The organism is Phyllobacterium sp. 22552 (genome assembly GCF_052044585.1).
GTDB classification, from domain to species: Bacteria; Pseudomonadota; Alphaproteobacteria; order Rhizobiales; family Rhizobiaceae; genus Phyllobacterium; species Phyllobacterium ifriqiyense.
On the sequence record NZ_JBQENG010000002.1, the window covers coordinates 469,188 to 483,083 of the forward strand.

The 13,896-nt window shown below is 54.1% G+C and carries 11 protein-coding genes and 1 tRNA gene; 8 read left to right on the forward strand and 4 right to left on the reverse strand.

Annotation, left to right across the window (positions count from 1 at the left end; translation table 11 throughout):
- The first annotated feature begins 1 nt into the window (after window position 1).
- Window positions 2-994: a magnesium/cobalt transporter CorA gene (gene corA / locus ACTJI9_RS06510; RefSeq protein ID WP_115051980.1), complete on the forward strand. Its 993-nt coding sequence runs from the start codon at window positions 2-4 to the stop codon at window positions 992-994.
- A 264-nt stretch (window positions 995-1,258) separates the two neighbouring features.
- On the opposite strand, the gene ACTJI9_RS06515 is transcribed toward corA, so the two are convergent.
- Together ACTJI9_RS06515 and ACTJI9_RS06520 are read right to left on the reverse strand one after the other, a co-directional pair.
- The gene (locus ACTJI9_RS06515) at window positions 1,259-1,732 is read right to left on the reverse strand and encodes a GreA/GreB family elongation factor (protein WP_115052202.1); all 474 of its coding nucleotides are present in this window, start codon (window positions 1,730-1,732) and stop codon (window positions 1,259-1,261) included.
- 91 nt (window positions 1,733-1,823) lie between these two features.
- Window positions 1,824-2,846, reverse strand: coding sequence for an asparaginase (locus ACTJI9_RS06520; RefSeq protein WP_115051981.1), 1,023 nt, complete (start codon window positions 2,844-2,846; stop codon window positions 1,824-1,826).
- Window positions 2,847-2,938: 92 nt separating this feature from the next.
- Here ACTJI9_RS06520 and ACTJI9_RS06525 point away from each other — a divergent pair, with 92 nt between their 5' ends.
- Window positions 2,939-3,676, forward strand: coding sequence for a DUF3750 domain-containing protein (locus ACTJI9_RS06525; protein ID WP_307286451.1), 738 nt, complete (start codon window positions 2,939-2,941; stop codon window positions 3,674-3,676).
- A gap of 133 nt (window positions 3,677-3,809) precedes the next feature.
- The gene (locus ACTJI9_RS06530) at window positions 3,810-4,481 is read left to right on the forward strand and encodes a class I SAM-dependent methyltransferase (protein WP_440806739.1); all 672 of its coding nucleotides are present in this window, start codon (window positions 3,810-3,812) and stop codon (window positions 4,479-4,481) included.
- A 9-nt stretch (window positions 4,482-4,490) separates the two neighbouring features.
- On the opposite strand, the gene ACTJI9_RS06535 is transcribed toward ACTJI9_RS06530, so the two are convergent.
- Window positions 4,491-5,657 (reverse strand): acetyl-CoA acetyltransferase, encoded by a 1,167-nt coding sequence (locus ACTJI9_RS06535; protein ID WP_440806741.1) that lies wholly within the window; start codon window positions 5,655-5,657, stop codon window positions 4,491-4,493.
- Window positions 5,658-5,810: 153 nt separating this feature from the next.
- Here ACTJI9_RS06535 and betI point away from each other — a divergent pair, with 153 nt between their 5' ends.
- The 4 genes from betI (at window position 5,811) to betB (ending at window position 11,215) form a co-directional block, all read left to right on the forward strand.
- Window positions 5,811-6,413: a transcriptional regulator BetI gene (gene betI, locus ACTJI9_RS06540; RefSeq protein ID WP_307283527.1), complete on the forward strand. Its 603-nt coding sequence runs from the start codon at window positions 5,811-5,813 to the stop codon at window positions 6,411-6,413.
- Window positions 6,410-7,930, forward strand: coding sequence for a choline-sulfatase (gene betC, locus ACTJI9_RS06545; protein ID WP_440806743.1), 1,521 nt, complete (start codon window positions 6,410-6,412; stop codon window positions 7,928-7,930). Before betI ends, betC begins: the two co-directional genes overlap by 4 nt.
- Window positions 7,931-7,937: 7 nt before the next feature.
- Window positions 7,938-9,587, forward strand: coding sequence for a choline dehydrogenase (gene betA, locus ACTJI9_RS06550; RefSeq protein ID WP_440806745.1), 1,650 nt, complete (start codon window positions 7,938-7,940; stop codon window positions 9,585-9,587).
- Window positions 9,588-9,751: 164 nt separating this feature from the next.
- Entirely contained in the window at window positions 9,752-11,215 is a 1,464-nt protein-coding gene (betB, locus tag ACTJI9_RS06555) for a betaine-aldehyde dehydrogenase (protein ID WP_115051988.1), read from the forward strand.
- 76 nt (window positions 11,216-11,291) lie between these two features.
- On the opposite strand, the gene ACTJI9_RS06560 is transcribed toward betB, so the two are convergent.
- Entirely contained in the window at window positions 11,292-13,538 is a 2,247-nt protein-coding gene (locus ACTJI9_RS06560) for an AGE family epimerase/isomerase (RefSeq protein ID WP_307283516.1), read from the reverse strand.
- 188 nt (window positions 13,539-13,726) lie between these two features.
- On the opposite strand from ACTJI9_RS06560, the gene ACTJI9_RS06565 reads away from it, so the two are divergent.
- Window positions 13,727-13,803, forward strand: a tRNA-Pro gene (locus ACTJI9_RS06565).
- Window positions 13,804-13,896: the final 93 nt, after the last annotated feature.

The following is a 13,896-nucleotide window of genomic DNA, read 5'->3' on the forward strand; positions in this document are numbered from 1 at the left end:
AATGATTACAATTTATACGCTTGATGGCGACCGTCTCGTCTCTCACATTGCGCAGGCTGGCGATCCGGCACCGGACAATGCGGTCTGGATCGACCTTTTGAATCCAACCCATGAAGAAGATGTTCAGACCGAGAGCTGGACCAAGGCCTCCATCCCGACCAAGGAAGACATGATCGAGATTGAGGAATCCAGCCGGTTTTATGCCGATAATGGCTCGCAATATCTTACAGCATCGATTCTTCACTCAACTGAGAATAAACACCACAGCATTGCGCCGATCACCTTCATACTGACCGGCCCTATGCTCGTCACAGTGCGTTACAGCGAGCCAAAAGCCTTCGCGCTTTACATCAGCCGCGTCAGCAAAGCTGGCAATGGGCTGATCAATGTCAAGTGCAGCGGCGTCACCATTTTGCTCGGCATCATCGAAGCTGTAACGGATCGCATTGCCGATATTCTCGAAGGTGTTGCGGGTGATATCGACCACAACTCATTTGCAATTTTCCGCCGGTCGGAAAAAGACCGGCCAATGACAACCAAGAATTTTCGTGACAGCCTCACCCGTATTGGCGGGCAAGGAGCGTTTCTTTCCAAAATTCGTGAAAGCATAGCGGGTGTAAGCCGTTTGCTGGTCTACATGACGGCAATCACCGACCAGAACACCTACAAGAAAGAAACGCGAGCCTGGATCAAATCACTTGAACGCGATACGCAATCGCTGAGCACCTATGTAGATTTTCTTTCCAACAAGATTACCTTCCTGCTCGACACAGTGGTTGGCCTCATCTCCATCGAGCAAAATGCCATCATCAAGATTTTTTCCGTCGCAGCAGTGGCTTTCATGCCGCCTACGCTGGTGGCCTCGATCTACGGCATGAACTTTCACTTCATGCCCGAACTCGACAAGGTTTGGGGCTATCCCATGGCGCTTGGCGTTATGATCGCCTCCGCCGTTATTCCACTGCTCATTTTCAAGAAGAAGGGCTGGCTTTAGATAATAGCGGTTAGCTTGACGGTTTGATGCATGGTCGCTGTAATCAAGCTTATATGACGGGGCCAAATTTACGTTATTGCAGATGGAGGATGAGGTAGGTTTCATCTTTCCTGCAAAAATTATTGCCCGCTATAATTTAAAAGTGGACGACGAGTTGAGATTGATTGAGACGAAAGAAGGATTTCAACCTACGCCCGTTGCCACACCTTCAAAAGAAACGGAATAGATCCCTCTTTGAGAGGGTAGTTCGCGGCTCTCCCATAGTCACTCGTTTATTTGAATTTTCACAATTTCCCACTCATGACCATTCAGCACAAAGCTGTCGCCGATTGATTTGCCAAACATCAGATTGGCAATAGGGGATATATGCGAGATTTTTCCGTGACTTGCATCGGCTTCGTCCTCGCCGACTATCTTCCAAACCTGCTTCTTGTCGTCCTCGTCGGCAATCGTAACCGTCATGCCGAAGCGCACAACATCGCTATCCGGATCAGGAATTGAGAGTTCAGCCGTTTCGCGCCTGGCCGACCAATAGCGCAGATCGCGGGATGCGCGGGCAATCATATTACGGTCTGCCTCGGCGTTTCCCTTTGCCAATTCGCCATGAGCCGCCGCCAGTTCTGCATCAATCATTGCCAATCCTTCGATTGTCACCAAATTACGATGCGTACTTAATGGGCGCTCGCCAAGATCAATCGATGAATTGCTGTCATCTTCTTTTGTAAAAGCTCTACTCATGAGGTTAAAGTAGGTACTGCGAGGGCTACCGACAAGTACGATGAGATAAGCCACCAATCCGTTGGCAAATCTCATCAGTTAGGAAAACAGATCAGTTGATCATCGCATCGGTCAGTGCTGGCGTTGGGCTGACCACACCAAAAGTCACGCCATTCCAGTTGCGCATTTCACGGTCAGCGAAGCGATCGAGCTTCGATTCCAGTTCGCTTTCATTGCGATAGATGCGGGCGAGCACTGTGGCAATGATTGCCTCGGAAGCCCGCGTCGTACCATCATCGCATTTAACGGCGATACCAAGTCCCAGTTCGGGCAGCGCGCCCACAAACACGCCTTCCGCACCAGTCTTGACGAATATGCGGCCCGGAGCCATTTCCATCAGTTTTGTGCAGGCACGCCCGGTTCCAGCAACGTAAAACGGCGCGGCCATGGCAGCGTCGAGCAGCCGCTTTGCAGCCTGTGCGCGGCGGGGCTCAAATCCGGTTCCGGTCGCCATGCGCGCAAACCCATGCGCCAGATTACGCAATGGAATTGCGTAAGTCGGGATGGAACAGCCATCCGTTCCACAATGATCCAGCGTGTGGGCTGCGCCAGTCACGCTTTCCATGGCGTCGCGTACCATGTCCTGCTCGGGCGAACCCAAAGCGGAATAACCCTGTGTTTCGATACCAAGATGCTTGCAGGTGCACAAAAAGCCCGCATGCTTGCCGGAACAATTATTATGCAAAGGCGTTGGCTGTTGCCCGCTTCTGGCAAGGTCAATCAGCACGGATTGTTCAAATGGCCAGTGGGAACCACACTCAAGCGCTGTCGAATCAAGCCCGGCGCGGGACAGCATTTCGCCAGCCTTTGCGACGTGCAATTGCTCACCAGAATGAGAGGCACAAGCCATGGCGAGTTCCTCATTCCCAAAGCCATAGGCGTCCGCAGCACCACTCTCCACGAGTGGCAAGGCCTGTATCGCCTTGATTGCCGAACGTGGAAATGTGGGGCGCTCAATATCGCCGAGCGAGAACACAACCTTGCCATCCCCATCGGTGACAACAACTGCGCCGCGATGGCGGCTTTCTGACGTTTCGCCCCGAAAAACTTCCACCAGAACCGGATTGCTCATGATACCTAAATTTTCCCATCAATAGGGCTGAAATCGGCCCGAATTTATGCCGTTATAGATTGCTCCGTGTATCTTTCCAATGGAGAAACTGCTTGCTGAAGCTCTTCCGCCGTCTTGCGCTGTTTATCTTTGTGATGTTTCTAGCGCCGGCCATGATGGCAACAGGGTGGTGGATGACGCAGACCCACGCGGCGAACTGGCGTGATGCCGACTGGAGTTCAAGCGGTGTTCTGCTGGCTCAGCCTGCCGCCAACGATGCTGCAATCTATATTATGGCGGCGCGGACTGGCGGTCTCAAAGGCGCCCTCTCCCTGCATAGCTGGTTGGTACTGAAGCGGCCCGGGGCTACCAATTATGATCGTTACGATGTCGTTGGCTGGGGTAATCCCGTACGCAAGAACGCCTATGATGCGGACGGAAACTGGTATTCCAACAAGCCCACCATTATTCATGAGATTCACGGCGAGGAAGCGGCATCCCTCATCCCCCGGATTGAGGCTGCTATTACCAACTATCCTTACGCCGCGCACGGCAATTACGTTATCTGGCCCGGCCCCAACTCAAACAGCTTTGTGGCGCATGTCCTGCGAGCCGTGCCGCAAATCGGGATCGTCCTGCCTCCTAATGCAATTGGTAGGGATTTTCCTACGGAAGGCAGGCTTTTTGCTATCGATGATGACTGGCAAAATTTCCACGCAAACCTTTTCGGCTATGCAGGGATTTCAGCTGGCGCTCGCAGCGGTTTCGAGATTCAATTCATGGGCTTAGTTGCAGGTCTGGATATTTTGAATCCGGGACTTAAAGTTCCTGGATTTGGCAGAGTGGGCTTTTAAAGCAACGGGTTTTTTGCAAGGCAATTATTGTCCTCAAAATTCATGCGTCTTGAATATCAGCTTATATGTAACATATATAGTTACATGATTTAGAGTACATTCCTCTTGGCTCTGCTCCCTAAGGAGATTTTGAATGGCATCCTTTTGCGACCCCGATATTGTTTCTGGATATGCGGCAAGAACCGAACAGCTCGTGCCGGGCCTTCGCCATCTGCATAAGATGACCGGCCTGCTTTTGGCGGAAAGGGCTCCTGCCGATGCGCGAGTGCTGGTGCTTGGAGCTGGCGGAGGAATGGAGCTGAAAGCGCTTGCGGAGCTGCAACCGGAATGGCGCTTTGATGGCATTGACCCGTCAGCGGAGATGCTTCAACTGGCCGAAACGAATCTCGGTTCTCTGGCTTCCCGCGTGACATTCCAGGAGGGCTATATCGATAATGCGCCGGAAGGCCCTTTCGACGCTGCGACCTGCCTTTTGACGCTTCACTTCCTGCCGCGTGGGGAGCGGCTGCAAACATTGCGCGGCATCCAACGTCGACTGAAGCCAGGGGCACCTTTCGTCGCTGCGCACCACAGTTTCCCCACGCAAGGAGCGGAACCGGACAAATGGCTGACGCGCTATGCGGCTTTTGCATCCTTGTCTGGGGTGCTTGCCTTTCAATCTGAAAACAATATCAGGACCATGAAGGAGCGGTTGCCGTTCCTCTCGCCTGAAGAGGATGAAGCCCTGCTTCGCGAAGCAGGGTTCTCCAATATCGAGCTGTTTTATGCTGGACTGACGTTCAAGGGTTGGGTTGCCTATAAATAGCCCGTACCCCTATTTGATCCGCTCAAGCACCGAAACGTAGTTTGCCACGGCAGCGCCGCCCATATTGAATATGCCGGCAAGCTTTGCGCCCGGCACCTGAATGCCGCCTGCTTCCCCGGTCAGTTGCATCGAGGAAAGTACGTGCATTGAAACGCCACTTGCGCCAATTGGATGACCTTTGGCTTTTAGCCCGCCGGATGGATTGACTGGCAAGCGGCCGCCCATTGCAGTCTGGCCTTCGAGGGCAACCTTTGCGCCCTCTCCCGGTTTTGCCAGCCCCATCGCCTCATATTCTATCAGTTCAGCGATGGTGAAGCAGTCATGGGTTTCCACAAAAGACAGATCGTCAATCGTGACACCGGCCTGATTGAGCGCACGTTTCCAGCCCTCGGCGCAACCTTCAAACTGCAATATGTCGCGCTTGGAGATCGGCAGGAAATCCTGCACATGGGCAGCGGCACGGAAAGCAACGGCACGGCGCATCTTCAAGGCCGTCTGTGTGTCGGTCAGTACGAGCGCTGCGGCACCATCGGATACCAGTGAGCAGTCCGTGCGTTTCAACGGACCGGCGACAAACGGGTTCTTGTCACTCTCCTGACGGCAGAAATCATAGCCCAAATCCTTACGCATCTGCGCATAAGGGTTATTGACACCATTCTTGTGGTTTTTGGCAGCGATAGTGGCAAGGGCATCGGACTGGTCGCCATATTTCTGGAAATGTGCCGCTGCAATCTGACCGAACACACCGGCAAATCCCGCTGGAATATCACCTTCTTCCGGCAGGTAAGAGGCCTTCAACAGGTTCTTGCCAATCTCCGGCCCCGGCGTGGAGGTCATCTTCTCAACGCCAACAACCAGAACAACCTTTGCAGCACCAGCGCGAATGGTCTTGATACCTTGATGGACGGCCGCTGAACCTGTCGCGCAGGCATTTTCTACCCGTGTAGCTGGTTTGAAACGAAACGCATCGCTGGCTTGCAGAACGAGACTGGCGGTGAAATCCTGCGGTGAGAAACCCGCATTGAAATGGCCCAGCACGATTTCATCGACATCTTCGGGGCCGATGCCCGCATGATCCAGCGCACCCAGCGCAGCTTTGACGATCAGCGTTTCCACAGTTTCGCCTTCGAGCTTGCCAAACGGCAAGTGCGACCATCCAACGATGCAGGCTGTCATTTCATTCCTCCACAAAATGTCATGTACTTCAGCTAAACATGGACCTCCGGTCCTTCAAGGTAAATGTCGTATAAACACGTAATATCTGCATAAATTTTTTATTGATTGATCAGTCAATCAAGAATAGTCTTTCTTTCGAACGAGGACACTTTCATGCCAAAAGTCGGAATGGAACCACTGCGAAAACGCGCATTGATCGATGCTGCTATCCGCACGATCGGCGAGCGCGGTTCTTTGGATGTAACGGTGGCCCAGATTGCCCAGGAAGCTGGCGTTTCGGCTGCATTGGCGCATCATTATTTCGGCGGCAAGGAACAGTTGATCCTCGCCACCATGCGGCATTTGCTGAACGAGCTTGGCCAGGACCTTCTTGGCGCGCTACACAATGCACGAACGCCATCGGCACGCATCGCAGCTGTTATCGCTGTCAATTTTTCTGCGGCGCAATTTGCGCCGCAGACTATCGCTGCCTGGCTGACATTCTACGTTCATGCACAGCAGTCCGATGAGACGCGCCGTCTCCTACGGGTCTACGCGCGGCGCATGCATTCCAATCTTGCTTATGCCTTGCAGCAACTGACAGACAGGGAAACCGCGCTCCAGATAGCCGAGGGAACAGGCGCGATGATTGACGGACTTTATATCCGCCACGCGCTACGCAATGGCGCGCCTGAAGCAGCCAAAGCCATAGCCCTCGTGGAAGATTACGTTACCACCAAGCTTGCCGCCTCCGAACGCTCAAGAGCCGCCCTATGAAGCCCAATATTCTTGTCATCATGGTAGATCAACTGAACGGAACGCTGTTTCCTGACGGCCCAGCCGATTTCATCCATGCGCCGCACCTGAAAGCCTTGGCACAGCGTTCGGTACGCTTTGCCAATACCTACACGGCTTCCCCGCTTTGTGCGCCTGCTCGCGCCTCGCTGATGTCTGGCCAATTGCCATCGCGAACCCGGGTCTATGACAATGCGGCTGAATTTGCCTCTGACATTCCGACTTATGCGCATCATCTGCGTCGCGCCGGCTACTATACGGGTCTGTCCGGCAAGATGCATTTCGTCGGGCCGGATCAGTTGCATGGACTTGAGGAACGGCTCACCACCGATATTTATCCAGCCGATTTCGGCTGGACGCCGGACTACCGCAAGCCCGGAGAACGCATTGATTGGTGGTACCATAATCTTGGCTCCGTCACAGGTGCTGGCATTGCCGAAATTACCAATCAGATGGAATATGATGACGAGGTTGCGTTTCACGCGCGCCAGAAGCTTTACCAATTATCACGCGAGTCGGAGGATGCAGCGCGGCGTCCCTGGTGCCTGACTGTTTCCTTCACTCATCCGCACGACCCCTATGTCGCACGGCGCAAATATTGGGACCTTTACGAGAATTCGCCTGCGCTTGATCCGCAAGTCGCAGCGATCCCTTTTGACCAACAGGACCCGCACTCGCAGCGCCTGTTGCATGCCTGCGATCACACGACGTTTGATATTACCCCTGAGCAGGTGCGCCGTGCGCGGCGGGGTTATCTCGCCAACATCAGCTATATTGATGACAAGGTTGGCGAGCTTATCGAAACCCTTGAAACCACCCGGATGCTTGACGATACAATCATCGTCTTCACCTCCGACCATGGAGATATGCTGGGCGACCGCGGCCTGTGGTTCAAGATGAACTTTTTCGAGGGCTCGGCGCGTGTACCGCTGATGATTGCCGGCAAGGACATCCCGCCGCAATTGATCAGCCAGCCCGTCTCCACGCTCGATCTCAACCCGACGCTTGGCGCTCTTGCCGGTATTGATATTGCTGAAATTCTGCCATGGACCGATGGCGAGGATCTGACACCCCTGCTCAATGGCAAAAACCGCAGTGGACCTGTGCTCATGGAATATGCTGCGGAAGGTTCAAACGCGCCGCTCATATGTATTCGCACCGGCAAATATAAGTTCGTGCATTGCGAGATCGATCCGCCGCAACTCTTTGATCTTGAATCCGATCCGCATGAATTGACAAACCTTGCCGATGACCCGGCCTTCGCTGCCACAGTGGCAAAATTCATGGCTGACGTGCGGGAGCGCTGGAATCTCAAGGCCTTTGACGCTGCTGTGCGCGAAAGTCAGGCGCGGCGCTGGGTTGTCTATGAGGCGCTGCGCAATGGTTCTTATTATCCGTGGGATTATCAGCCGCTGCAAAAAGCCTCCGAGCGCTACATGCGCAATCATATGGATTTGAACGTTTTGGAAGAGAACGCCCGCTATCCGCGCGGCGAGTGAGACAGTCGTGGAAGCAGATTTCATTATAGTCGGTTCGGGTTCGGCAGGTTCCGCCATGGCATATCGCCTGTCGGAAGATGGAAAATATTCAGTGCTGGTCAACGAATTTGGCGGCACTGATATCGGCCCGTTCATCCAGATGCCTGCAGCGCTCTCATTCCCGATGAATATGAGCACCTATGATTGGGGCTTTACCTCAGAGCCTGAACCGCATCTGGGTGGGCGCACGCTCGTCACCCCTCGCGGCAAGGTCATCGGTGGATCATCCTCCATCAACGGCATGGTATATGTGCGGGGCCATGCTCATGATTTTGACCACTGGGCCGAAAGCGGCGCAACGGGTTGGTCCTATGCCGATGTGCTGCCCTACTTCAAGCGCATGGAACATTCCCATGGCGGCGAAACCGGATGGCGCGGGACAGATGGTCCGCTGCATGTCCAGCGCGGACGCCGCGACAATCCCTTATTTCATGCCTTCGTCAAAGCAGGACAAGAAGCAGGCTTCGAGGTTACTGAGGACTATAATGGTTCCAAACAGGAGGGCTTCGGCCCGATGGAGCAGACCATTCATAAGGGTCGTCGCTGGTCAGCCGCCAATGCCTATCTGCGCCCAGCCCTGAAGCGCAAAAATGTGAATCTGATCAATGGCTTTGCCCGGCGCGTGATCATTGAGAATCAACGGGCCGTTGGTGTCGAAATCACGCGGCGCGGCAAGGTTGAAACTATTCGGGCACGACGCGAAGTTATTATTGCGGCCTCATCCATCAATTCGCCAAAGCTACTCATGTTGTCGGGGATCGGTCCAGCCGCCCATCTGAAAGAACATGGTATAAATGTCATTGCAGACCGACCGGGCGTCGGCCAGAACCTGCAAGATCATATGGAAGTCTATATCCAGCAGGAAAGTCTGAAACCGATAACTTTGAACTCCAAGCTTGGGCTGTTTTCAAAGGGATTGATCGGCGCGCAATGGCTCTTCTTCAAGACAGGCGACGGCGCGACCAATCATTTTGAATCCGCAGCTTTCGTGCGGTCCAAACCCGGTATCGATTATCCGGATATCCAATATCACTTCCTTCCTGCAGCAATCCGCTACGATGGGAAGGCCGCGGCCAAAGGCCATGGGTTTCAAGCCCATGTTGGTCCCATGCGCTCCAAATCGCGAGGCAGCGTTACGCTCCGCTCCTCCGATCCATTCGAGAAGCCCAAGATTTTGTTCAACTACATGTCGCATCCCGATGATTGGACGGACTTCCGCCATGCGGTACGGCTTACGCGTGAGATTTTCGGCCAGGATGCTTTGACGCCCTATCGGGGCCGGGAAATTTCTCCCGGCGCTCATATCCAGTCGGATGATGAAATTGACGATTTCCTGCGCGAACATGCAGAAAGCGCTTTCCATCCATGCGGCACATGCAAGATGGGCGCGACAAGCGATCCAATGGCGGTTGTTGATCCGCAATGCCGTGTGATCGGCATTGAAGGTCTGCGCGTTGCGGATTCGTCAATTTTCCCGCGCGTTACCAATGGCAACCTCAACGGCCCGTCGATCATGACGGGCGAGAAGGCCTCAGATCATATTCTTGGCCGCGATCCACTACCCCGTTCCAACCAGGAGCCTTGGATCAATCCACGGTGGAAAGTGAGTGATCGATGATCTTGCAGTACCATTATGCGTGGTTCGACAAGCTCACCATGAGGAAGGTTGATACTTTGCAAGGCCCCGCCGAGTTTTGCTGGTGCCATCATCCACCTTCCTCATGGTGAGCTTGTCGAACCACGCATAACGCCTATGCTACTTTTTAATTCAAGGAGAACATCATGCGCGCGCAGCCAAAGGCATCGCATTTCATCAATGGCCGCTTTGTAGAAGACAAGGAAGGCAAGCCGCTCGACGTGATCTATCCGGCCACCGGCGAAATCATTGCCAAACTGTATGGAGCAACGCCAGCGCTCATCGAACAGGCGGTACAAGCCGCTGCCGCTGCCCAGCCCGCATGGGCTGCTTTAAAACCTGTTGAGCGTGGCCGTATCCTTCGCCGCGCCGCCGACATCCTCCGGGAACGCAATGCAGAAATTGCGCATCTTGAAACCTTGGACACCGGCAAGGCCATTCAGGAAACGCTGGTTGCTGACCCTGCATCTGCTGCTGATGCGCTGGAGTTTTACGGGGGCATCATTGCTGGTTTCAATGGCGAGATGATCGAGCTCGGCGGGTCCTACGCCTATACACGCCGCGAGGCACTGGGCGTATGCGTTGGCATTGGGGCATGGAATTACCCGATTCAGGGTGCAGGTTGGAAATCCGCCCCAGCCTTGGCTGCGGGCAATGCCATGATTTTCAAGCCATCGGAAAATACGCCGCTTTCGGCCTTGGCGCTTGCCGAGATTTACAAGGAAGCAGGCTTGCCAGATGGTCTGTTCAACGTCGTCCAGGGCTTCGGCGATGTTGGTTCACAACTGGTTGATCATCCGCTGGTGGCGAAAGTCTCCCTTACCGGCTCGGTACCGACAGGCAAACGTGTGCTCGCACAGGCTGGCTCGCATATGAAACACGCCACAATGGAACTCGGTGGCAAGTCTCCCTTGATCATCTTTAACGATGCAGATGTCGAAAACGCTGTCGGCGGCGCGCTCTTGGGCAATTTCTATTCAACAGGACAGGTTTGTTCCAACGGCACCCGCGTTTTCGTGCAAAGCGGCATCAAGGATCAATTTCTCGACCGTCTCACCACACGAACAAAAGCTATCCGCCTTGGTGATCCGCTTGATCCGGAAATTCATCTCGGCCCGCTTGTTAATGCTGCACAGCGCGACAAGGTCGTATCCTATATTGAAAAGGGCAAAGCTGAAGGGGCGACATTGCATTTCGGTGGCGGCGTGCCTCAGATGCAGGGTTTTGAGGGCGGCTGCTTCGTCGAGCCGACCATTTTCACCAATGTGACTGATAATATGATCATCGCGCGTGAAGAAATATTCGGCCCGGTTATGACGGTGCTGGACTTCACTGAGGAAGAAGAGGTCATTGCCCGTGCAAATGACTCGGAATTTGGCCTTTCCGCTGGCGTTTTCACCAAGGACCTTTCCCGTGCCCATCGCGTGATAAGCCAAATCAAAGCCGGTACCTGCTGGATCAATACCTATAATCTGGCGCCGGTGGAAATGCCCTTTGGCGGCTTCAAGCAATCAGGCGTCGGACGCGAAAATGGCCTGGCAGCACTGTATCACTATAGCCAGATCAAGTCGGTCTATGTCGAGACCGGAAATGTGGAAAGCCCTTACTGAGGATCGTTGCGAGAACTACTAACCTCGCCGTCATCCTCGGGCTTGATCGAGGATGACGGCGAAGTAAGCGTTTAACTTACTGAGGGCGCTTCCCAACATAGTCGACATATTGCGTCAGGGCGCTGACCAGATGATAGAAGATTGAAGCTGGAACCTCTTCGGCTTTGGCTCGCCCTTTCTGATCAATAAGATCAATCCACAACCCCTTCGGCGCAGGCTCAATATGCCAGCGGAAGAGCCGTCCAACACGGGCCTCCACTTCAGGTTTCAGATCGGGCCCGCCATTTCCGTCAAGCGCGATAGCGGCCTTGACGGCTTCCGTTTGCGGCCAGCTGCGGGAGTTGGTGTCAAGTGGCAGGCCATGCCGTGAGACCGCACCATAGGCAAGTTCCGTCGAACGGTTCAGGCCATTGGCAATGGCTGAGGCGTAGAGCTTGCGGGCATAACGGATTGCATCCTTTTGGCCCGAAGATGCGGCGAAGGCCGAGAGCAAATGTGCCCATTCAAAGTGATGGCCCGGCTCGGTCCACTCGCCCTGCTCGCCCGGTGCTCGGTCCCAGTCATTGCTGAAATACTCGCCAAGCGTCCATGTTTCCGCATCGAACATGTGATGACGGAAAAGATCGACGATACGCGCGGCCCGTTGCAGATAATCGCGATTGCCGGTTGCACTATACCAGGCAAGGAAAGCTTCAAGCAGGTGCATATGCGGGTTGGAACGCCGCAGCCCCTTATCGTCAGGCATTTCCAAAAATCCGGTCATGCGCGAATCTGCGAGATATTCGTCGATGAACGCGAAGGTCTCCGTCGCCAGCCTCAATGCTTGCGGATGCCCTGCCTTATGCGCATGGGCCAGCGCCAGGAGAACGAAGGATTGGTCATAAGTGTCCTCCGAGGCATCAAGAATGCTGCCATCCGGATTGAACGTCTTGACCCAGCCGCCCCGATCCGTGCGCCCTTTGGTAATGAAACTCAGCCCGTGCTCGATAAGGTCATGCGCCGGTCCATCCCAGCCCATTTCTTTGGCCACGGCAAAGGCATATATCTGCCGCGCCATCGTCCGCATGCGCTTGGTCTTGTTGATAGGAATTGCGTCAAACGACATTGCTTCATGAAAGCCGCCATGGCGCGTATCGACGCCCACCGTTGACCAAAGCGGCAATGTTTCGTCAAAAAGCCAATGTCTCACCCGGTTTCCATAAGCGCCAACTTGCGGCAACCGGTCTTGTGAAGGCGTGAATTTGGTTTCCAATCGGCCAGTTTTTTCAAGCTGTTCGACGATTTTCCTGACATTTTGACTCTCATTGACCGGAGCGACGAAGGTCGCGTCGGCGGTTGCTACGACAGCCGTATCGCGCAAGCCGACGGCCGAGAGCAAGCGGCCTTCGCTGCGCAAATAGCTGTGCTCGCAATCAATGGCCACGACATCGCCGACCAGCACATTGCCATTGCCGTCAACCGAGCCCACTTCCAGTAAAGATTGCCAGGAACCAAGATCATTCCAGCGAAACTTTGCTGGTACCAATGCGATATCTTTCGCGTGTTCCATGATTGCGTAATCGACGGATATCGACGGTACGGCGGCATAAAGATCATGCGGCAAATAAGTGCCCGATATATTGGTGCTCGCCTCATTCAAGGCTGCAACAGCCTTGTCCCAAATCTCCGCTGCATGTTGCCGGAAAGCGTCGCGCATCACGCTGGCGCGGAAAAGAAAGATACCAGCGTTCCAAAGGAAGTTTCCCGACGCAAGATATTTCGTTGCAGTCTCCTCGTTCGGTTTTTCAACAAAGCGCACGACATCGCGTGTCTGTGTTGTCTCAGGAGCCACTTCAATATAACCGAATCCGGTTTCCGGGCGATCCGGCTTGATACCGAACACAACAATGCGTCCCGCCTTGGCCGCCTCGACACCGGCTTCAACAGTGTTCCAGAAATCGCGATCGGTTGTTATTTCATGATCGGACGGCACCACAAGCACAAGCTCATCGCCATGTTCGCGCAAGGTTATTTCTGTCGCCAGCACCACTGCGGAGGCTGTGTTACGCCCCATTGGTTCAAGAATGGGGCGCCCGCCCGCCAGATCCGTTCCCGCCAGATCCTGATTAATGCGGTCCGAATGACGCTCCGATGCCAACAAATAAACGGGAACTGTCGTGTCGCTGCGTGCCGCCATGCGCTTGATTGTGCGCAGCAGCATGGAGCCCTGACCCGACAAATTGTGAAACTGCTTGGGAAAATCTTCGCGCGACAATGGCCAAAGCCTTGAACCTACACCGCCGCTCATAACAAAGCTGATGATTGTTGCTTTTTCGATTGTCATTTATGCCCCGTTATTTCAGCATTTCAGAACTTCTTGGTCAACGAATACAAGACTTATCCTAATGATCACAGAACTAAAGTCTTAACTAATCACGCCTCACGAATTTCGCGCTTCTATAATTAAAAAAGTGCTTCTGAACCATCTTGCAGCGCTTTAGTGACGGCGTTATATACCGCCCTTACTGGTCGCGGAGTGTAGCGCAGCCTGGTAGCGCACGTCGTTCGGGACGACGGGGTCGGAGGTTCGAATCCTCTCACTCCGACCAGAAAATCGAATGAAATCTTTGACGTCTTAGCCCAGATCACGCTTGGAACGAGACGTAGAGCCAGAGTAAAAGCGGGGCGATCAACGAAATTGC

What these genes read in the sequence shown, in the direction of transcription:
- ACTJI9_RS06560 (WP_307283516.1), bottom strand. Translation starts at nt 13,538, where the DNA reads ATGACAATCGAAAAAGCAACAATCATCAGCTTTGTTATGAGCGGCGGT.
- ACTJI9_RS06535 (WP_440806741.1), bottom strand. Translation starts at nt 5,657, where the DNA reads ATGACAGCCTGCATCGTTGGATGGTCGCACTTGCCGTTTGGCAAGCTC.
- ACTJI9_RS06515 (WP_115052202.1), bottom strand. Translation starts at nt 1,732, where the DNA reads ATGAGTAGAGCTTTTACAAAAGAAGATGACAGCAATTCATCGATTGAT.
- betI (WP_307283527.1), top strand. Translation starts at nt 5,811, where the DNA reads ATGCCAAAAGTCGGAATGGAACCACTGCGAAAACGCGCATTGATCGAT.
- betB (WP_115051988.1), top strand. Translation starts at nt 9,752, where the DNA reads ATGCGCGCGCAGCCAAAGGCATCGCATTTCATCAATGGCCGCTTTGTA.
- corA (WP_115051980.1), top strand. Translation starts at nt 2, where the DNA reads ATGATTACAATTTATACGCTTGATGGCGACCGTCTCGTCTCTCACATT.
- ACTJI9_RS06530 (WP_440806739.1), top strand. Translation starts at nt 3,810, where the DNA reads ATGGCATCCTTTTGCGACCCCGATATTGTTTCTGGATATGCGGCAAGA.
- betC (WP_440806743.1), top strand. Translation starts at nt 6,410, where the DNA reads ATGAAGCCCAATATTCTTGTCATCATGGTAGATCAACTGAACGGAACG.